This window comes from Campylobacter sp. S4:11 (assembly GCF_024723695.1).
Classification (GTDB): Bacteria; Campylobacterota; Campylobacteria; order Campylobacterales; family Campylobacteraceae; genus Campylobacter_D; species Campylobacter_D jejuni_C.
Window position 1 is genome coordinate 1 of the sequence record NZ_JANQDC010000006.1, and the last position, 18,761, is coordinate 18,761.

23 protein-coding genes and 2 pseudogenes are annotated in these 18,761 nt (G+C 28.9%); 6 read left to right on the forward strand and 19 right to left on the reverse strand.

Annotation, left to right across the window (positions count from 1 at the left end):
* Positions 1-98 precede the first annotated feature (98 nt).
* From CAMP5053_RS02995 to dnaE, 13 genes and pseudogenes are all read right to left on the reverse strand, one after another.
* Positions 99-1,571 (reverse strand): DUF6402 family protein, encoded by a 1,473-nt coding sequence (locus tag CAMP5053_RS02995; protein WP_337217224.1) that lies wholly within the window; start codon positions 1,569-1,571, stop codon positions 99-101.
* Between the two features lie 191 nt (positions 1,572-1,762).
* Positions 1,763-2,098 carry a hypothetical protein gene (locus CAMP5053_RS03000; RefSeq protein WP_263667149.1) on the reverse strand — a complete coding sequence of 112 codons (336 nt, stop codon included), beginning with the start codon at positions 2,096-2,098 and terminating at the stop codon, positions 1,763-1,765.
* Between the two features lie 1,098 nt (positions 2,099-3,196).
* Positions 3,197-3,457 (reverse strand): WG repeat-containing protein, encoded by a 261-nt coding sequence (locus CAMP5053_RS03005; protein WP_412175580.1) that lies wholly within the window; start codon positions 3,455-3,457, stop codon positions 3,197-3,199.
* A pseudogene (locus CAMP5053_RS08615) lies at positions 3,452-3,523 on the reverse strand (hypothetical protein); the annotation flags it as partial. The pseudogene CAMP5053_RS08615 and the gene CAMP5053_RS03005, both read right to left, overlap by 6 nt.
* A gap of 100 nt (positions 3,524-3,623) precedes the next feature.
* Complete coding sequence (locus tag CAMP5053_RS03010; RefSeq protein ID WP_158211396.1) at positions 3,624-3,761, reverse strand: hypothetical protein; 138 nt, start codon at positions 3,759-3,761, stop codon at positions 3,624-3,626.
* On the reverse strand, positions 3,745-4,059 hold the full coding sequence (locus CAMP5053_RS03015) for a WG repeat-containing protein (protein WP_337217225.1): 315 nt from the start codon (positions 4,057-4,059) through the stop codon (positions 3,745-3,747). The genes CAMP5053_RS03010 and CAMP5053_RS03015 overlap by 17 nt, the downstream gene beginning before the upstream one ends.
* Complete coding sequence (locus tag CAMP5053_RS03020) at positions 4,014-4,583, reverse strand: WG repeat-containing protein (RefSeq protein ID WP_337217226.1); 570 nt, start codon at positions 4,581-4,583, stop codon at positions 4,014-4,016. Before CAMP5053_RS03020 ends, CAMP5053_RS03015 begins: the two co-directional genes overlap by 46 nt.
* 97 nt (positions 4,584-4,680) lie before the next feature.
* Entirely contained in the window at positions 4,681-4,980 is a 300-nt protein-coding gene (locus tag CAMP5053_RS03025; protein ID WP_214136163.1) for a WG repeat-containing protein, read from the reverse strand.
* On the reverse strand, positions 4,922-5,047 hold the full coding sequence (locus CAMP5053_RS08620) for a WG repeat-containing protein (RefSeq protein WP_087699967.1): 126 nt from the start codon (positions 5,045-5,047) through the stop codon (positions 4,922-4,924). Before CAMP5053_RS08620 ends, CAMP5053_RS03025 begins: the two co-directional genes overlap by 59 nt.
* A gap of 58 nt (positions 5,048-5,105) precedes the next feature.
* The gene (locus CAMP5053_RS03030; RefSeq protein ID WP_337217271.1) at positions 5,106-5,630 is read right to left on the reverse strand and encodes a WG repeat-containing protein; all 525 of its coding nucleotides are present in this window, start codon (positions 5,628-5,630) and stop codon (positions 5,106-5,108) included.
* A gap of 30 nt (positions 5,631-5,660) precedes the next feature.
* The gene (locus CAMP5053_RS03035; RefSeq protein WP_087699953.1) at positions 5,661-6,086 is read right to left on the reverse strand and encodes a DUF805 domain-containing protein; all 426 of its coding nucleotides are present in this window, start codon (positions 6,084-6,086) and stop codon (positions 5,661-5,663) included.
* A 12-nt stretch (positions 6,087-6,098) separates the two neighbouring features.
* A pseudogene (locus CAMP5053_RS03040) lies at positions 6,099-6,293 on the reverse strand (ferrochelatase); the annotation flags it as partial.
* Positions 6,294-9,887 (reverse strand): DNA polymerase III subunit alpha, encoded by a 3,594-nt coding sequence (dnaE, locus tag CAMP5053_RS03045; RefSeq protein ID WP_214125532.1) that lies wholly within the window; start codon positions 9,885-9,887, stop codon positions 6,294-6,296.
* Between the two features lie 103 nt (positions 9,888-9,990).
* Between dnaE and CAMP5053_RS03050 the strand changes: the two genes are divergently transcribed.
* Positions 9,991-10,230, forward strand: coding sequence for a SelT/SelW/SelH family (seleno)protein (locus tag CAMP5053_RS03050; protein WP_255349556.1), 240 nt, complete (start codon positions 9,991-9,993; stop codon positions 10,228-10,230).
* Positions 10,231-10,253: 23 nt separating this feature from the next.
* Here CAMP5053_RS03050 and CAMP5053_RS03055 read toward each other — a convergent pair whose 3' ends face one another.
* The 6 genes from CAMP5053_RS03055 to CAMP5053_RS03080 are packed head-to-tail and all read right to left on the reverse strand — an operon-like array spanning position 10,254 to position 14,498.
* On the reverse strand, positions 10,254-10,820 hold the full coding sequence (locus CAMP5053_RS03055) for a DJ-1 family glyoxalase III (protein ID WP_337217227.1): 567 nt from the start codon (positions 10,818-10,820) through the stop codon (positions 10,254-10,256).
* A gap of 11 nt (positions 10,821-10,831) precedes the next feature.
* Positions 10,832-11,704, reverse strand: coding sequence for an N-carbamoylputrescine amidohydrolase (locus tag CAMP5053_RS03060; RefSeq protein ID WP_337217228.1), 873 nt, complete (start codon positions 11,702-11,704; stop codon positions 10,832-10,834).
* Positions 11,673-12,587, reverse strand: a complete 915-nt coding sequence (locus CAMP5053_RS03065) for a cation diffusion facilitator family transporter (protein ID WP_087699944.1) — start codon at positions 12,585-12,587, stop codon at positions 11,673-11,675. The genes CAMP5053_RS03060 and CAMP5053_RS03065 overlap by 32 nt, the downstream gene beginning before the upstream one ends.
* On the reverse strand, positions 12,584-13,561 hold the full coding sequence (locus CAMP5053_RS03070; protein ID WP_337217229.1) for an agmatine deiminase family protein: 978 nt from the start codon (positions 13,559-13,561) through the stop codon (positions 12,584-12,586). The genes CAMP5053_RS03065 and CAMP5053_RS03070 overlap by 4 nt, the downstream gene beginning before the upstream one ends.
* Before the next feature lie 56 nt (positions 13,562-13,617).
* A complete protein-coding gene (locus CAMP5053_RS03075) occupies positions 13,618-13,899 on the reverse strand; it encodes a hypothetical protein (RefSeq protein WP_337217230.1) in 282 nt (93 codons plus the stop codon).
* Positions 13,899-14,498, reverse strand: coding sequence for an MBL fold metallo-hydrolase (locus CAMP5053_RS03080; RefSeq protein ID WP_337217231.1), 600 nt, complete (start codon positions 14,496-14,498; stop codon positions 13,899-13,901). The genes CAMP5053_RS03075 and CAMP5053_RS03080 overlap by 1 nt, the downstream gene beginning before the upstream one ends.
* A gap of 61 nt (positions 14,499-14,559) precedes the next feature.
* On the opposite strand from CAMP5053_RS03080, the gene CAMP5053_RS03085 reads away from it, so the two are divergent.
* From CAMP5053_RS03085 to aac(6'), 5 genes are read left to right on the forward strand one after another with little or no spacing between them, the layout of a single operon-like run.
* Positions 14,560-15,300 (forward strand): NAD+ synthase, encoded by a 741-nt coding sequence (locus CAMP5053_RS03085; protein WP_214100407.1) that lies wholly within the window; start codon positions 14,560-14,562, stop codon positions 15,298-15,300.
* On the forward strand, positions 15,287-16,225 hold the full coding sequence (locus CAMP5053_RS03090) for a tetraacyldisaccharide 4'-kinase (RefSeq protein WP_337217232.1): 939 nt from the start codon (positions 15,287-15,289) through the stop codon (positions 16,223-16,225). Before CAMP5053_RS03085 ends, CAMP5053_RS03090 begins: the two co-directional genes overlap by 14 nt.
* Positions 16,200-17,609 carry a threonine synthase gene (gene thrC, locus CAMP5053_RS03095; RefSeq protein WP_337217233.1) on the forward strand — a complete coding sequence of 470 codons (1,410 nt, stop codon included), beginning with the start codon at positions 16,200-16,202 and terminating at the stop codon, positions 17,607-17,609. Before CAMP5053_RS03090 ends, thrC begins: the two co-directional genes overlap by 26 nt.
* Positions 17,606-18,328 carry a 3-deoxy-manno-octulosonate cytidylyltransferase gene (gene kdsB, locus CAMP5053_RS03100; protein ID WP_337217234.1) on the forward strand — a complete coding sequence of 241 codons (723 nt, stop codon included), beginning with the start codon at positions 17,606-17,608 and terminating at the stop codon, positions 18,326-18,328. Before thrC ends, kdsB begins: the two co-directional genes overlap by 4 nt.
* Positions 18,315-18,761: an aminoglycoside 6'-N-acetyltransferase gene (gene aac(6'), locus CAMP5053_RS03105; protein WP_087699930.1), complete on the forward strand. Its 447-nt coding sequence runs from the start codon at positions 18,315-18,317 to the stop codon at positions 18,759-18,761. The genes kdsB and aac(6') overlap by 14 nt, the downstream gene beginning before the upstream one ends.

The window sequence follows — 18,761 nt, forward strand, 5'->3', positions numbered from 1 at the left end:
ACAATAAACACAGCTAAAGCTGTAAGATAAAATTTTATGATAATAACAATGGATAGCAACGAACCTACAAAAATAGAAAGCGTAATACTATCTCCCATTTAAACTCCTGTATTATAAAGCACATTATAAGCTTTATCTTTAAAATCAAGTTTAGTGATAAAATCTTTACTATAAAGTTTAAAATCCAAACCATAAGGAGTAAATTTTTGATAATCTTGATAATCTTGATTGTAAAGATAGTATTGTTTAGTTTTTGGGGATTGTAGGATGTCTTTAAAGGTTATTTCAACAAAAGTATCTTGTACTACATCATTATACCTATAAGTTCCCATTTGATATAAAGAACCTTCTATACTAAAACTCTTTTCATTAAAATCCCAAGCCCCAACAGGTTGTCCTAGCTTGATAAAATTTCCATCATCATCAAATTCGTGTCCTTGATCTAAAAAATCAAAGCTATCATAAACATAAACAAGCATTTCATCAACGCGGTATGATATCTTTTCTCTATCTCCTTGAATTTCTTTTTTAATGCTTAATTTTGAAGGAACAAAATTAAAAGAAAATTTACCACTACAAGCATAAAGAGATAGATCTTGCATGAGTTCATCATAAGTTTGCTCTAAAGTCTCATATGTATTATAAGTAAGTCCAAATGGCGATGTCGCAAAAATAAATTTATCAAGTCTAGCATAAGAAAAATCTACCTTAAATTTCTCTGCAATATTTATACCTAAATTTTGCCAAATTTGTCTGAAAAACTCATCATCACCCATACCTATATATTGACAATTTAAAGTATCGAGCTCATAGGGCTTACAGTCTAAAATGCGTTTATAATCTTTTGAAATTTCATCATTTTCTTTAATGATGATATAAGATTCTTCATTTTTATCGCTTCGATTTTCTTTTATATCGATAGCAAAATCAAATTTATATTCTCCTTGAGGTAATTTTTTTAATGTCAAAATATTATGAGTTTTTTGTAAGATTATTTCTATTTGCTTTGTAAAATTTTGAGTGTATATGTCTTCTTTTGTATGAAATTTTTTACTTAGTCTTTTTATTATAGGAAAATGAGAATAAAACTTATCCCAATCTAGCGTAGTGTAAAATTTAATAGAACGCTTTTCTTCTCTTACTTCATTTGTTTTATTATCTACATGGCGTGAAAAACGCTCTGAATTTTGCCTTAGTTTTTTCATCTTTTGAGTTTGTGTGTTGTTTGGATAAGGAGTGTAGTGTAAAATAAGGGGTTCTATACCTTTACTTTGTAAGAAAATTTGTATTTCTTTTAGTCTTTGTTCTGCTTGGGGATTATTAGGTTTATTTTGTTTTACGGGGAGATAATAATTTTGTATTGTATCTATCTTAGGGCTATTTTGCCACAATACTTGAAGCTGATAACTAACAGCCCAACCTAGTGTTGCTATTTCATTATTGCTTTTTTGATAGTATTTAAATTCATTATAACAACACTCTAATTCTGTAGGTAAAACTGTTTCATCATATTGTAAAGTGCTAAAATTTATATCATCAACATAAGTTTGGTTTTTTAAAAATTTATTCATTAATACAACCTGTTAAAATAAGATTTTATCAAAAAAGTTTTTCATTTTTTATTTTATTTATTGCCTTATTATTTTAAAACTTTATTAATAATAATTTTTATTTAATCAGTAAATTAATTTAATACACTCTAGTATATTTATAAAGTTTCATATATTTGGTTTGTTTTTCATGCATTATCAACCTCTTTCTTTTATTTTTTCTTATATTCATCAATGCCATCACAACCTAATGTTCTTCCATATTTAGTAAATATACCTGTATCTAGCCAACCATATGTATAATAACTTTTATATAAAATATTTGTTGCAGTTTCATAATATTGATATTCTACTTTTTGTATCCTTAACCCTATATTGCTCTCAACAAATTTTACTCTTACAACATTGTTTTTACCTTTAACTCTATCATAAATCTCTTGATTATAAATCACTTCTCTATTTTTTAAGTTCCCACACAAACTCTCAAATTCTTTAAAACTACTTTGCCATTCAAGAGGCACAAAAGAGCATCCAAACCAAAGAAGCATAAATAATGGATAAGGTAAAAATAAATAAAACTTTTTAATTTTTTTATCAATATTAAAAAGTTTAAAAACAAGATAAAAAACAAGCTTTAAAAATAAATACACCCATATAGTAGAAAGTATAAATAAGCTAGTCCATCCAAAGAAAAGGAAAGGAAAAAAAGTTAAAAGAGTTAAATAAGTGATATTATAAAAAGTTAAGATAACAAGAAAAAGATAAAACAAAGCTTGTTTTATCTTTCTAAAGAATTGTTTTTTAAATTATTTGATTTTTTTATTGTTAAAATAAAGATGAAGTTTCATGTGTTATTAATCCTATTGTGATTTTACGTCTTTGTTTTATTCTAAGTTTAATATTACATCTATTTGATCTAACTTATTAAGGTTTTTATTTGACAAATTTTGAAAAGGTATAAAAAACATCCATATTTATAAATTATTACAAAATATTTCACAAAAATCATTATTTTACAAAACTATAATTAAATATATAATTTACAAAAAAACCAACAATAAAAACAAGTATTAAACTCATTTTATAACTTGTATACATCCAAAATTACTATTTTTTTATAAGACATAATACAATGGAGTTTTATAATTTAAAACTCTATTTTCTTATAGCTTTTATTTTACCAATATAATTATTCTTATAGGTACCATTCTCATTTTGCTTTAGAGACAATTCTTTATATAGTAATCTTTATCTAAATTTGGGTAAATATTTCTAAGTTTTTTAATTCTAAAGTAATTTTTAAATCATGATGTTTATAAAAAATATAATTTTTTTACTCTACTGATTTATGTTTCATTTCAAAATATAACCATATCCTCTTAATTTAGGAAATCCTTCTATATCTCTAAATAGAATTTATTTACACAAATACTCCTTAGTTAGTTTTATCAATCAATATTCCTTGGTTAAATAAGAGATAGTAGTTTTTATTAGTCAAGAAAGCACAAAATACACTTGAACTTATACGCCATTAAAATTATCACTTTTGTATTTTTTTACTTAATTAACTTGCATTTTTTGCAAATTCAAAATAATACTAAAAAGTATAATAAAAAATTTAAAATTCTTCATTTTACATCTTATGGTTATTCTACAAATTCGCCCTTAGTATTGATAAATTTTATTTCTTGATTTATCAACACTTTAGCTATATTGTTTTCAAAATTCCAAATTTTGTCAAATTGTGGTTCGATAATTTCACCTTTTTCGCTAATAAATCCATATTTATCATTAAATCTAATTTTTACAAAACCATTATTAAATTTTTCATCAATATAATCAAATTTTGGCTCTAAAATAGTACGCAAATTATTATCTAAAAGTCCTATTTTATTATCGAGAACTATTTTATAATAGTTTTTACCAAACTCTTTAAATTCTTCAAATTTAGGTAAAATAAGCCAATTTAAATCCTTATCATAATACCTATTTTGTTGTTTATAGAGGCAATAATAAAATTCTTATATTCTTGTATAAAATCAAAAGATAAATTGGAAGCAACTTTGTTATCTTTCATATTAAAATTTGATATTTACCCTCTTTTTCAACGAGCCAGTATTTATCTGCTAATGTCAAAATATTATTAAAATAATTTTCATAAGCAAAATTGATTTCAAATAAAACATTAGCTTTTTCATCCAAAAAAACCATATCGAGTGCCTTGTTTAAATTTAAAAGGATAATCATCGGTATTTATATAATCAAATTTTGGTTCTAAAATAGTTTTACCTTTTTCATTAATAATACCTATTTTATCTTTTATGCTAATTTTATAAAGCTTATTAGAAAATTTATAAATTGCATCATATTGTGGCTTGATAATAAGTTTACCTTGCATATCCATAATACCATAATATAAGCCATTAGAGATGATAAATCCTATATCTTTATCAAAATATTTTATTAAATAGTTTTGAGGCTTAACAATCCATTTTCTATAATTATCCATAATTCCAAATTTACATTTTTTTCCACTACAAAAAACTTTTGTCCTTTATCTGTGGATACATCTTTATTCACCTCTTTTATTTTTCCAAGTTTGGAATCAGAAGTCGCAAGTGGTTCGATATAAAAAATACTATCAAAATCAAAAGGTAAAACTAAATCACCCTTTGTATTAATAAGTCCAAATTTTTTATTTTTATCAAGTTTGACTTGCGCAAAACCATACTTAAAAGGAGTGACTGTCTCAAATTTAGCCGGGATAACAAACTCTCCTTTTTTATTAATATAACCTACTTTATTTTTATCACTAGCAAAACCAAGATTATTTGAAAAACAAGGTGATATATAATCAAATTTTATAGGTACGATAAGTTGTGCATTTTCATTGATAACTCCATATTTTCCATTTAAGCTGATTCTTTGAGTATTATTATCACAACCATCGATTTTGTCAAATTTTGGATCTAAAATAAAACGATGATTTTTTATATCAAATATGCCTTGTTTGCCTTGTAAAAATACTTGCAAAAGATTGTCGTTAAAAGTATATATATATCATCAAATTTCGGTTCTAATATAAACTGTTTGCTTTTTATATCAAACAATCCTTGTTTTTCTCCAATTGTTACCTGTAAAATATCATTTTGTTATAAGATGATACCTTGTCAAATTTAGGTTCTATAATTATTTGCGTTTCTTTATCAACTAAGCCTATTTTTGAATCTTTTTCCACCATAAATATCTTTTGATTATAACTTTTTTGTATACTATCAAATTGTGGCTCTAAAATCTTACCACTAAAACTTACAATGCCATATTTTTCATTTTTACTAATAAGAATGATATTTTCAAGTTGTTCTATTTTATCAAATTCGGGTTCTATAAAAAAATCCCCTTTTTGTATTAATAAGTCCAAATTTGCCATTTAATCTCACCTCGGCAAATCCATTTGTAAAATCGGATACAAAATTAAATTTAGGCTCTACAAATATTTTGCCTTTTTCATCAACAAAACCCCATTTATCTTTTAGATTAACAGCAGCATGACCATCAAAAAAAACGAACTACAAAATCAAATTTAGGTTCAACTACCATTTTGCCATTTTCATCAATAAAACAACTTTTACCATCAATAACAATCCATTTAAGTTTTTCTTTGTTTGTTGAAATTACATAATCTGCTTTTACACTATGCCACTTATCGCAAAGTGTAAATTTGGGCTCTAAAATCGTTTTTCCATCTAAAGCAATCAAACCGAATTTTTCATCTTTTTTAACCAAGAAAACACTATCACTAAAATAGCTTATATCATCAAATTGTGGTTTTATAATAAAATTTCCATCTTTATTAATAAGACCATATTTTCCATCTTGTACAACCCTTGCAACTCCATTTTTAAAATCTAGAGCTAAATCAAATTGTGGCTCAATTTTAATTACGCCATTTTGATCTTTAAAGCCAAAATGACTGTTATCAATAAATACTTTCCATCCATCCTCTTCATAAAAAATAGGAGTTTTAGCACTATAATTTTTATTTAAAACATAGATTCCACACGCATTTAAAATAATGATAAAAAAAGAGCAGCTAGAATTTGATTTTTTTCATTTTATTCCTTCATAGGCAACACTAATTAAGAAAAGCAAAATTCCAATGATTAAATTAATACTAAAGTATAGGATAAAATTTCTAGTTTCTGGTGTGCGCTCTCCATATTTATTAGTAAATTCATTTGATTTGAAACAATATAAAATCACAAACACGATTATAGGAATAATCAAAATGTATAAAAGCTGCCACCATCCACTAAATCCTATATCATGCAATCTTCTTGCACCTATGGCAAACATAGGCAACAAACTTGCGAGCGAAAAAATATGATCAATGATTGGCAACCACCAAAAAAACGCCAAAGCCACACAAAGACTAACGAGGGTTTGCATGAGCATCGCAGCCCAATAATCACCCCTATTAGTTCGCGTCTTAAAGTCAGTAGCTTGTTTCCAAAAATTCAAATAAAGTTCAAACATTTTAAAATCCTTTTATAAATTTAATAAATAATTCAAAACAAACTGAACAAATTCATCACTATCATTAGGACATACAATTAAATCATAATTTTACCAAAAATATTTAATTCTATGTTTAACTTAAAAATCATTCTATACAAAAAATATAGGATAAATCAAAGCTTTATTATTTAAATTTGCTAAAATATCATTTGTATTTGACTCAAGTCAACCTTTACATTTTTGAGCTATCACATCCATAGCTTCTTGTGAGAGAACAAAATTTGTGTGATAAAGCAAGCAACTACCCATATCAAGTACTTTTAGCACAAGTTTTTTGTTATTAGCATCTTTTGGATTATGTCTTGTATTAGCTAGATCATAAATTTCATACACCATATCTTTACTAAGCTTGTTAATATCAAGTTCTATGATATTTTCTTCAAATTTCATAGGATCTTGGGTAAATTCTTCTTTGTTTTCTTTTTTTACAAAGCTTTTTTTCTTACTAAAAGATTTTAGCTCATTTTCCCTTGCTTCTTCTAGGGTATAAATTTCATTTAAACTAAAACTTAAGTCATTGTCGTTGTTTTTATATCTTAGCAAAAAGGCAAAGGCTTCATCCTTGCTTTCTTTAAAAAGCGCTTCAACTTTCTCTACTTGAGCTTCAAAGATAATCATATCAAAAGTAGAATAAAAGTCTAAAACCACAGCCTTAGCATATCTTTTACCACTTTTACTCATCATTGATTTAAAATCTTCAATCTTTCCTACAACCAAAAGCTCACCCTCTCCTTTGAGTGTTTCAAAGTCCATGCTTTTAAAATACTCTATACCTTCTATTTGACTTGCAAATTTATCTAAAGGATGACCTGATACATAAATTCCTAAGATTTCTTTTTCATAGCCTAGTTTTTCCATTAGTTCAAATTCTATTTTACTATCATGAAGTCCTACTTTGATATCTGCAGCTATTTCTTCTTCTCCAAAAAGCGAAGCAGTAGAGTTTCTTTTAACTTCAGCGATTTTTCTACTTGTTTCTGAAATAAGCTCAAGATTATCCACCAAGCATTTTCTAGTATAGCCAAACTCATCAAAAGCACCTGATTTAGCTAAATTTTCTATAGTTTTTTTATTAATCTTAGTAGGATCAATCGAACTTATAAAATCATCAAAATCACTAAAACCTTCTTCCTTACGAATTGCCATGATATTTTCTATTGCAGGAATTCCCACACTCTTAATCGCTCCAAGTCCATAAATAATAGCCTCAGAACCATCTTCAAGCTTAGTTGCACTAAATTCTCTTTGAGCTTTATTGATATTTGGCGGCAAAAGCTTAATATTCATTCTTTTCATCTCTTCAATGTATTTTGCAACCTTGTCTACATTACTTTCTTCACTTGTTAAAAGTGCAGCCATAAACTCACTAGGATAATAAGTCTTTAAATACGCTGTTTGAAAGGTTATAAGCGCATAGGCAGCCGAGTGAGATTTATTAAAACCATACTCGGCAAATTTCAAAATAAGTTCAAACAAATCATCAGCTTTTTTCTCATCATAACCTTGCTTTTTAGCTCCTTCTAAATACTCTGCTTTAAGATTATCCAAAATTTCTCTTTTTTTCTTACCCATAGCACGGCGCACATTATCAGCCCCGCCCAAAGAAAAACCACCGATTTTTTGCACTATTTGCATAACTTGTTCTTGATAAACTATAACCCCATAAGTGTTTTCAAGTATAGGTTTTAAGTCTTCAAAGGCATAAGTTGCAGCCTTTCTACCATGTTTGATATCGATAAAATCATCCACCATTCCACTATCAAGTGGTCCTGGTCTATATAAAGCTAAAACCGCAATTAAATCTTCAAATCTTTCAGGCTTCAACCTAGCATTCAAACTTTGCATACCACCTGATTCTATTTGGAAAATACCCAAGGTATTACCACTTTGTATGGTTTTATAAACCTTAGGATCGTTCATATCAATCTTTTCCCAAATTACATCTTTACCATAGCGTTTTTTCACTAGCTTAATCGCATTATCAATTACTGTAAGAGTTTTTAAACCCAAAAAGTCAAATTTGATTAAATCCACATCTTCAAGATATTCTTTAGAATACTGCGTTACCAAATGACGCTCATCATTTTTGCTTTGTCTAAAAAGTGGAGCTTTATTCCACAAAGCTTCATTAGATATCACAACTCCGGCTGCGTGCATACCTGCATTTCTATTTAAACCCTCTAATGCCTTGGCAAAGTCCCAAACTTGACGTCCTTTTGGATGAGAATTTACAAATTCAGCGATTTTTGGTTCTTGCTCATAAGCTTTTTCTAAAGTGATTTTTAGCTCTTCAGGAACTAATTTTGCCAAAGCATCTGCATCAGGTATGCTCATATCACAAACCCTAGCTACATCACGGATTACTCCCTTTGCTAAAAGCTTACCAAAGGTAATAACTTGCGCAACCTTTTCAGCTCCGTATTTATCAATAACATAATCAATCACTTCCCCTCTTCTATCTTGACAAAAATCCACGTCAATATCGGGCATTGATACACGCTCAGGATTTAAAAATCTCTCAAAAAGAAGATTATAAGGTATAGGATCTAAATCTGTAATTTTCAAACAATACGAAACCAAACTCCCCGCAGCACTCCCACGCCCTGGTCCAACTGGTATATCTTTTTCCTTGGCTGCGGCGATAAAATCATGAACGATTAGCATATAACCTGAAAATTTCATATTTTTAATAATACTAATTTCCAAATCAAGCCTATCTTTATACTCTTGATGTTTGCTCTCATCGATAAATTGAAGTCTTTCTTCTAAGCCCTTTTTACAAAGATATTCAAAAACTATATCATCATTATCAAAGCTAAATTCTTGATCTTCTTGACTTAAACTTAAGCCATATTTTTTTGCATATTCACGGGTAAATTTAAAATTTGGTGGGGTAGGATCGCCTAGTTTTAATTCTAAATTACATTTATTAGCTATTTCTTGAGTATTTTCAATAGCTTCAGGAATATCAGCAAAAAGTTCACTCATTTGCTCTGGTGTTTTTACATAAAACTCATGCACTTCATGTCTTAAACGCCCTGGATCATCAAGCTTAACCCCCATAGCTATACACATAAACACTTCATGTGCAGCCGCTCTTTCTTTAAAAGTATAGTGCGTATCATTCGTTGCGATGATTTTTATATCAAGCTCTTTAGCAAGTTTGATGATAGAATCATCGATAAATTTTTGATCATCAATACCATGACGCATAATCTCAAGGTAAAAATCATCTCCAAAAACCTTTTTATACCAAAGCGCAGCTTCTTTTGCACCTTCATAACCTTTTGCACCAAATTTTAAATTTCTTTCATTTTTGGTATTTAAATGCCAATTAACCTCACCTTGCAAACACGCAGACGAGCAAATCAAACCCTCGCTATGTGCTTCTAATAGCTTTTTATTAATCCTTGGGTAATAATACAAACCATGTATATAGCTTTGCGAGCTTAAATACATCAAATTTTTATAGCCAATTTCGTTTTTAGCAAATAAACAAATATGAAAGCGTTGTCTTGAGCTTTTATCACTTAAATCATCGTGATTATGCAAATACGCTTCAAGCCCTATGATAGGTTTAATCCCCTCAGCTCTCATTGTTTTATAAAAATCAATAGCCCCAAACATATTTCCATGATCAGTCATAGCAACACTTGTTGCACCTTGAGCTTTTAGCGTTTTAGCAAGCTCTTTGAGTTTATTTGCTCCATCAAGTAAAGAATATTCTGTGTGTAAATGTAAATGTGTAAATTGGCTCATATTTTCCCTTGTATTTTTTTATTATTATAAAAAAAAACCTTAAATTTAAAACTTACAAGCATAAAAAATGTATAATAGCTTACTTTCAAAAAAGGAGTAAAAAATGGAAGTAAAAATTTATTATTGTAATCTTTGAAATTACAAACCACAAGCTGCAAGGGTTGCAGAAGAAATACAAAATGAATTCAAAGATGTGCAAATTTCTACCATAGAAAAAGGTGGTGGTCATTTTATAGTAGAAGTAGATGGTAAAATCATTTACTCTAAAAAAGACTTGTTTAACTGCGAAGTAGATAGATTTCCTCACGAGGGTGAAATCACCAAGCTTATGAAACAAATGTAAGCTAAACCCTCACTAGCGAGGGTTTATTTTGTTAAAGGAACAAGCATACCTTCATAAAGTTTTTGATAAATTTCTTCTGAGCATAAATGCTTAGCAAGTTCCAAACCAAACAAAATAGCCGTAGCAGGCCCAGCTGCTGTGATGACATTTTCATTTACCACAACTGCTTTATTTACTCTTACACCTTCAATACCCACTTCACAACCAGGATAGCAAGAAAACTCTCCATTAATCACCCCTGCTTTAGCTAACACCATAGGTGAAGCACAAATTGCAGCTACGATTTTTTTCTTAGCATGTAAATCTTGTATAATTTTTATGATAATTGAATTGTTTTTTAGATTCATCATACCTTCAAATCCACCTGCCAAAGCGATTGCGTCTAAATTTTCTTGATCAACACTAGCCAAACTCACATCAGCCCTTATGCAAATTCCATTAGCTCCTTGTACTAAAAGCTCATCATCTAGTGAAGCAATAATTACTTCTAAATTTCCACTAGCTTCTCCTGCTCTTTTTAAAACATCAGCTATACCTATAAATTCAGCTTCTTCAAAACCTTTTGCCAAAGGCACTAAAACTTTTTTCATTTTTTCTCCTTTTAATCGATAAATCTTTTATTTAATTCATGAAAATACTCTATGCGTCTATCACGTAAAAACGGCCACCATCTACGCACATTTTCACATCTTTGCATGTCAATTTCAACGATTTTACAAAGCTCTTGTTTATCATCGGCTCTAAAAAGCTCTTCGCCTTGAGCCCCAAAAACAAAAGAATTCCCCCAAAATCTTATGCCTTCTTCCACACCGCTTTCATCTTTTTCAAAACCCACTCTATTAATAGCTACTACAGGCAAGCCATTAGCTATAGCATGGCCTCTTTGTACACCTATCCAAGCTTCAAGCTGTCTTTGTTTTTCTTCTTTTTCATCCTTATTAAACCAACCTATAGCAGTAGGATAAATCAAAATTTGAGCCCCTTTTAAAGCCATTAACCTAGCAGCTTCAGGATACCATTGATCCCAACATATTAAAACCCCAAGTTTTCCAACGCTTGTTTGTATAGGTTCAAAACCCAAATCACCTGGAGTAAAATAAAATTTTTCATAAAAACAAGGATCATCAGGAATGTGCATTTTACGGTATTTACCTGCTATGGAACCATCTTTTTCAAATACCACACTAGTATTATGATAAAGCCCTGCGCTTCTTTTTTCAAATAAAGAAGTTACCAAAACAACTTTATTTTCCCTAGCTACATTAGACCAAAACTTAACATCTTCCTCATAGTCATTGGCTAAATCAAAAAAGTTTGTATTTTCACTTTGGCAAAAATACTGCGTTTGATGAAGTTCTTGCAAGCATACAAGCTCAGCCTTTTCTTTTGCTGCTTGTTTGATAAGTTCGCATGTTTTTTCTATAGTTTTTTCTTTATTTTGTTTAAATTCTTGCTGTATGAGTGCTAATTTCATTTTTACTCCTTTCTTCTTCTGAATCATCATAAGGGTCTAAGTGTATATGAATATTCCAAAAATCATCTTTAAAATGCTCCCTTATACTATCTTCAATCTCATCACCGATTTTATGAGCTTTTAAAAGTGATATTGTAGGTTCAAAAACTAAATGCACACTAACATAAAGTATATCAGGGCTTTTTCTAGTTTTTAAATGATGAAAGCTTTTGACTTCTTTATTTGCATTTATAATTTGCTTAATCACTTCAACTTGTTCTTTATCAATAGCTACATCTAACAAAATTTTAGAACTTTCTTTGATGATTTTAAAAGCTGAAAAAATCGTATATAAACTTATAGCTATACCAAATAAACCATCAATAAAATGATAATTTGTAAAAGCTATAATCACAAGTGCTAAAAGCGTTAGAGCATTAGTTAAAAAGTCTATTTTATAGTGCAAACTATCAGCTTTTATAATCAAGCTTTTTGTTTTTTTAGCAACATAATTTAAAAAAATTACCAAACACAAAGTCACAGCCATAGCAAAAGCCATGACAAAAATTCCAAGATCAAGTTTTTCTACACTTTCTTGATTGTGAATTTTCAAAACACTCTCATAAAAAATATAAACCCCAATCCCACTAATCACAAGACCTTCAAAAAGCCCCATTAAGGCTTCAATTTTACTAAGGCCAAAATTATATTCTTTACTAGATCCTTGAGAGCTTTTTTTCAAAGCTAAAAAATTTAAACCCGAAATCACACAATCAAGTAAAGAATCAATCGCACTAGAAAGCACCGCAACAGAACCTGAAGCTAAACCTACTATAAATTTAACAATAGCTAAAAAAATAGCACATACACTTGCGATGATGGTTGCGCTTTTTTGCAAATTCATCTTTGACCTTCATAGCGGTTTTGACAAGAACAATGCAAAGAACCATTTTGTCTTAAAAACACTCTTGCATCAACCCCTACTACTTTTCTATCTTTACATGCTTTTTGTAAATTTTCTAATACCAAAGCATCATTTTCATCATTATAAGTTGGCACTATCAAGCCACCATTAACAAAAACAAAATTTGCATAAGTAGCACCAAGTCTTTTACCTTCAAAATACAAAGGCTTAGGTAAAGGAAGTTCTAATAAATCAAATCCTGTTTTTTTAAGCTCCTCTTCCATAGCTTTTAAGGGTTTATAATGCTCATCATTTTCATCTTTACACACACAATAAGCAATGGTGTTTTCGTTGATAAATCTTGCTAGAGTATCTATGTGATGATCAGTATCATCGCCTTTAATATAACCATGATTTAACCATATAATTTGATTTAAGCCAAAAATTTCTTTTAACTTAGCTTCAATTTGCTCTTTATTTAAATGTGAATTTCTATTTTCATTTAACAAACAAGCACTCGTTGTAAGCACTACTCCTTGCCCATTAAAATCAATACTCCCACCTTCTAAAATAAAATCAACTTTTTCTAATTTTCCAGATAATTTTTGCGCAAAAAGTTTTGAATTTACCGCATTATCTAAAGTGCTTTGGAATTTATCTCCCCAAGCATTAAAAGTAAAATCAAGCCCTATGAGTTTATCATCTTCACACACATCAATTGCACCAAAATCTCTAATCCAAGTATCATTAGTATCACACTTAAAAAAATCAACGTTTTTTATATGCTTAAATCTTTGAAAATCTTTTTCACTTGGTGCTATAAGTAAAACTTTTTGAAAATCTGCCACAGCTTTAACAAATTCTTCATAGCTTTGCAAAATCTCTTCTAAATAAGGCTTCCAATCGCTATTTTCATGAGGCAAGGAAAATAAAAGTAGCTCTTGTTTTTGCCATTCTGCTATGCTTTTTCTCATTTTGATACCCTTTTTGATAATTAAAAAAGTATTTTAACATTTTTAATGATAGTTTTTTACTCTTTTTTTAAAACCCAAGCAAAATACCATATCGCAAAAGATAAAAGCAAAATCATAAAAAGCTTTTTATCATACACTCCAAATCCTATATAAAGCACAGAATACATAAAACCAAAACTTCCTGCATAAATGCAAATTCTACTCATTAAACCATTTTCCACCGCTCTAAAACATGGACATTTGTGAAAAAATTTCTTTTTTGTTTCTTTGGGTTTAAATAAACTCAAAATCGCACTTAAAATCAGTAAAAAACTTAAAAAATATAAAACCTTATCCATTAGTGAAAATACCTTAACCAAGCAGGAATTACTTCTTGCTCTTCTTTTAAAGTGCTTTCTTCTCCATGTCCTGGAAAAAGCTTAAAATCTTTTTCATAAGCTAAAACTTTAAACAAACTCTCTTTCATCTTAGTTGCATCTGAGTAAGGAAAATCCCATCTACCAATACTACGGTAAAATAAAAAATCTCCACTAAAAAGCACATCTTCACCCACAAGTTCTATCATACAACACCCTGGAGTATGCCCTGGGAAATGATGAAATTTAAACTTAAACTCATCTATACTAAATTCATTTTCATTTTCTATTAACACATCAGCATTTGAATGCTCAAAACCATAATTAAAAGGATCTTTTAACATAAAAGCATCATCTTTATGGATAAAAAGTGGAATTTCATAGGCCATTTTAACTTTAGCATTATCATAAACATGATCATAATGACCATGAGTATTTAAAATAGCTAAAGGTTTGCTTGCGTTTTCTTTGATAAACTCATAAGCATTTTCACCTGGATCGATAATAATTTGCTTATTATTATGATCTATAATATAACAATTTGTTTCATACATTCCACATGGTTGTTTCAAAATACGCATATAAACTTCCTTTTAACTAAATCAAATATAATTTTAAAAAATTAATATTTAAAGATTTTTTATGAATTATACAAAATTACAAGAATTATTGATCAATTTTATAAAAGAACAAGCAAGAGATAAAAATCTCATCTTAGGTTTAAGCGGTGGGATAGATTCAGCTTTAGTAGCTCATCTTTGCAAAAAAGCAGTGGGTGAAAAACTTTTTGTGCTTTTAATGCCTACAAAACATTCTAAAAAAGAAAATTTAGATGATGCGTTAATGCTATGTGATCATTTGCAAATTCATCATAAGATCATTTATATTGATGAAGTACTTTGTGCTTATGAAAAAATTTGTCAAGACTTAAACCATTTACGCTTTGGAAATTTAGCTGCAAGAGTGCGTATGAGCTTGCTTTATGATTATTCAGCTTTACATAATGCTTTAGTGGTAGGCACTTCTAATAAAAGCGAACTTATGCTTGGTTATGGAACTATTTATGGGGATTTAGCTTGTGCTTTTAATCCTTTGGCTACACTTTATAAAAGTGAAGTTTTTGAGCTTGCTAAATTTATGGGTGTGCATGAAAATTTCATACAAAAAGCTCCAAGTGCTGATCTTTGGCCAAATCAAAGCGATGAAAAAGATCTTGGCTATAAATATGAAGTTTTAGATGAAGTTTTAAAAGCTTTAGAAAATAATCAAAGCTTGGAAAAATTTGATGAAAATTTAAAAAATTTAGTCTTAGAGCGTGTGCAAAATAATGCCTTTAAAAGAAAACTTCCAACAACATTAAAGAATACATATGACTTGGCTTGATCGCTATTTTTTTAAACCTAATTTTTTGCAAAAAACTCTAGCCTTTTTGCTTTTGCCTTTTAGCTTTTTATATATGATTATAGCTATTTTAAATACTAAATTTAAAAAAGAACTTGATTTTAATTTACCCATTATAAGCATAGGTAATCTAACCCTAGGAGGCAATGGAAAAACTCCCATTTGTAAAGCCATAGCAGCTGAGTTTGAAAATTGTTTTATTATCTTAAGAGGCTATAAAAGACAAAGTAAAGGCTTAATCATCGTTAAGCATAAAGATGAAATTTTATGCGATATTAAAGAAAGTGGCGATGAAGCTATGGAATATGCACTTACAAAGCACATTAATGGAGTGATAGTAAGCGAAGATAGGGTTAAAGGCATACAAAAAGCTATCGAACTTGGAGCAAAAATCATACTTTTAGATGATGCTTTTTCTAAATTTCATATTAAAAAACTTAATATTTTATTGCAAAGTAAAGATGAGCCATTTTTTGATTTTACTCTACCTAGCGGGGCTTATCGTTTGCCAAAATCTTTTGCTAAAAGGGCTGATTTTATAGCTAAAGAAAATGAAGACTTTGTGCGTTATTCTCATGTAAAAGAAAATCAAAAAGCAGTTTTAATAAGCTCTATTGCAAAACCTTTTAGGTTATATGAGCATTTTATCAAAGCTAGGGCTTGTTATTTTTTTGCCGATCATTATACTTTCAAAAAAGAAGAATTAGAAAAACTTTTAAAAAAACACAATTGTGATACCTTAATGCTAACCTTTAAAGACTATGTGAAAGTAAAAGATTTTGGCTTTAAAACAGAATTAATTCATCTTGATATTATTTTAAAAGATAGCTTTAAGCAAGTTTTGCAAGATTATATTCATCAATTTAACAAAAAGGAAGAAAATGTTACTACACTCAACCCAAGATAAAAACCATCAAGTAAGCTTTTCAAAAGCCTTACTTAGCCCTAGTGCACCTAATAATGCTTTATACGCTCCACTTAATCTACCAAAGCTTGATAATAAAGCATTAAAAAATTTAAACTACAAAGAATTAGCTTTAAAAATTATCGCTGCATTTGAATTTGATTTAGAGCCTGAAGTTTTTGAAAAAGCTTTGAAAACTTACGAGAGTTTTGACGATAAAACCTGCCCTATTAATTTAAGAAAAATTAATGATAAGCTTTATATTAATGAATTATTCCATGGGCCAACAAGAGCTTTTAAAGATATGGCTTTGCAACCTTTTGGCGTGCTTTTAGAATACTTAAAAAAAGATGATGATTTTTTAATCATGTGCGCTACAAGTGGTGATACAGGGCCTGCTACACTAAAAAGCTTTGAAAATAAAAAAGGTATAAAAGTAGTTTGTATTTACCCAAATGAAGGCACAAGTAAAACTCAAGCTTTACAAATGACACACTCAAATGCAAGCAATTTAAAATCCATAGCCATTGAAGGTAATTTTGATGATGCACAAAATGCTCTAAAAACACTTTTAAATGATGAGGATTTTAAAAATACTTTAAAAGAAGAAAAGTTAAGTCTAAGTGCTGCAAATTCAGTTAATTTTGGAAGAATACTTTTTCAAATCATATATCATTACTATGCTAGTTTAAAAATTGACAAAACAATAGATATTATCATTCCAAGTGGAAATTTTGGCGATGCTTTGGGAGCTTATTATGCTAAAAAAATGGGAGCAAATATAGGTAAAATTAAAATTGCTTCCAATTCAAACAATATCTTAAGTGAGTTTTTTAATACAGGCAAATATGATTTAAGAAATAAAAGCTTGCAAAAGACTATTTCCCCTGCTATGGATATACTTATATCATCAAATATAGAACGCTTACTTTTTGATAAATTTAAAGATGAACGCACCAAAGAACTTATGCAGGCTTTAAAGAATGAAAAATATTATGAGCTTAGCCAAAAAGAACTAGAGCTTTTACAAGAAGACTTTGAAGCTGATTTTTGCAATGATGATGAGTGTATGCAATATATCAAACAATACAGCCACTTAGGACTTTTAGATCCTCACACTTGCACTTGCTTTAAAATGCTTGATTCTAACACTACTACGCTTATCACTTCCACAGCACAATGGAGTAAATTTACTCCAAGCATGTATCAAGCAATTTATAGCAAAGAATGCCAAGATGAACAAGCTTGTATGCAAGAACTTGCAAAAGAATTTAAACAAGAAATTCATCCAAATATTGCAAGTTTATTTACAAGCACACAAAAGCAAAATCAAGTTTGCAAACTCAAAAATCTAAAACAAACTATTATAGAATGGATAAAACAATGATAATCATACCAGCAAGATTAAAATCAAGTCGTTTTGAAAATAAAATTTTATGCAAGATTGATAATTTACCTATGTTTATTTATACGGCTAAAAAAATGCAAGAAGTTGATGAAGTGTGTGTGGCGCTTGATGATGAAGAGGTTTTAAAAATAGCACAAAAACACAATATAAAAGCAGTTTTAACAAGTAAAAATCACGAAAGTGGCACTGATAGGATCAATGAAGCTTGTCAAATTTTAAAACTAAATGAAAATGAGTTAATCATTAATGTCCAAGCTGATGAGCCTTTTATAGAAACACAAAATATTAAAGATTTTAAGGAATTTAGCCAAAAAGCTTTTAAAGATGAGCTTTGTTTTATGAGTAGTTGTTATAAAGAAATAGATGCAAAAGCTTGTGATGATCCAAATTTGGTTAAAGTAGTTACTGATAGTAATGATTATGCTTTGTATTTTTCAAGATCTAAAATTCCTTATGAAAGGGCAAACTATAAACAAAATTTTAAAGCCCACCTTGGAATTTATGCATATAGGGTTAAAAATTTACAAGAATTTTGCACTTTGAAAAACTCAGCTTTAGAAGAATGCGAAAAATTAGAACAATTAAGAGCCTTAGAAAATGGCAAAAAAATCAAAATGTTAAAAATACAAAGCCAAAGCATAGGTATAGATACAAAAGAAGATTATGAAAGGGCTTTAGCTAAATTTGGATCATTTTAAAATTTACCAAGCAAACATTAATGATTTAGAAGATGTATTAATATTAGCAAGTTTATTGTTTAACAAACCCATTGTAAAATTAAAGCATGAATTTGAAAATATATTAAAAGATCAAAAATATGCTGTATTTTTACTTAAAATACAGCAATTGTGTATAGGCTTAGCATATGTTAGTATAAGGTATGATTATGTAGAAGGTAGTTCTAGTATTCCAGTAGGATATCTAGAAGGAATTTACATTAGAGAAAATTTCAGAAAAAAATATTATGCGAAAAAACTACTAACATATTGCGAACAATGGATTTTAAATCAAAAAATTAGTGAATTTGCTAGTGATTGCGAATTACAAAATATTGATAGTTTTAATTTCCATATGCAATGTGGCTTCAAAGAAGTTAATAAAATTATTTGTTTTATAAAAAAACTAAATTAA

Bases quoted from the DNA above. Each gene is read 5' to 3' on its own strand.
- CAMP5053_RS02995 (WP_337217224.1), bottom strand. From the start codon at position 1,571: ATGAATAAATTTTTAAAAAACCAAACTTATGTTGATGATATAAATTTT.
- CAMP5053_RS03000 (WP_263667149.1), bottom strand. From the start codon at position 2,098: ATGCTTCTTTGGTTTGGATGCTCTTTTGTGCCTCTTGAATGGCAAAGT.
- CAMP5053_RS03010 (WP_158211396.1), bottom strand. From the start codon at position 3,761: ATGGTTTTTTTGGATGAAAAAGCTAATGTTTTATTTGAAATCAATTTT.
- CAMP5053_RS03015 (WP_337217225.1), bottom strand. From the start codon at position 4,059: ATGGATAATTATAGAAAATGGATTGTTAAGCCTCAAAACTATTTAATA.
- CAMP5053_RS03025 (WP_214136163.1), bottom strand. From the start codon at position 4,980: ATGGCAAATTTGGACTTATTAATACAAAAAGGGGATTTTTTTATAGAA.
- CAMP5053_RS03035 (WP_087699953.1), bottom strand. From the start codon at position 6,086: ATGTTTGAACTTTATTTGAATTTTTGGAAACAAGCTACTGACTTTAAG.
- dnaE (WP_214125532.1), bottom strand. From the start codon at position 9,887: ATGAGCCAATTTACACATTTACATTTACACACAGAATATTCTTTACTT.
- CAMP5053_RS03055 (WP_337217227.1), bottom strand. From the start codon at position 10,820: ATGAAAAAAGTTTTAGTGCCTTTGGCAAAAGGTTTTGAAGAAGCTGAA.
- CAMP5053_RS03060 (WP_337217228.1), bottom strand. From the start codon at position 11,704: ATGAAATTAGCACTCATACAGCAAGAATTTAAACAAAATAAAGAAAAA.
- CAMP5053_RS03065 (WP_087699944.1), bottom strand. From the start codon at position 12,587: ATGAATTTGCAAAAAAGCGCAACCATCATCGCAAGTGTATGTGCTATT.
- CAMP5053_RS03070 (WP_337217229.1), bottom strand. From the start codon at position 13,561: ATGAGAAAAAGCATAGCAGAATGGCAAAAACAAGAGCTACTTTTATTT.
- CAMP5053_RS03075 (WP_337217230.1), bottom strand. From the start codon at position 13,899: ATGGATAAGGTTTTATATTTTTTAAGTTTTTTACTGATTTTAAGTGCG.
- CAMP5053_RS03080 (WP_337217231.1), bottom strand. From the start codon at position 14,498: ATGCGTATTTTGAAACAACCATGTGGAATGTATGAAACAAATTGTTAT.
- CAMP5053_RS03085 (WP_214100407.1), top strand. From the start codon at position 14,560: ATGAATTATACAAAATTACAAGAATTATTGATCAATTTTATAAAAGAA.
- CAMP5053_RS03090 (WP_337217232.1), top strand. From the start codon at position 15,287: ATGACTTGGCTTGATCGCTATTTTTTTAAACCTAATTTTTTGCAAAAA.
- thrC (WP_337217233.1), top strand. From the start codon at position 16,200: ATGTTACTACACTCAACCCAAGATAAAAACCATCAAGTAAGCTTTTCA.
- kdsB (WP_337217234.1), top strand. From the start codon at position 17,606: ATGATAATCATACCAGCAAGATTAAAATCAAGTCGTTTTGAAAATAAA.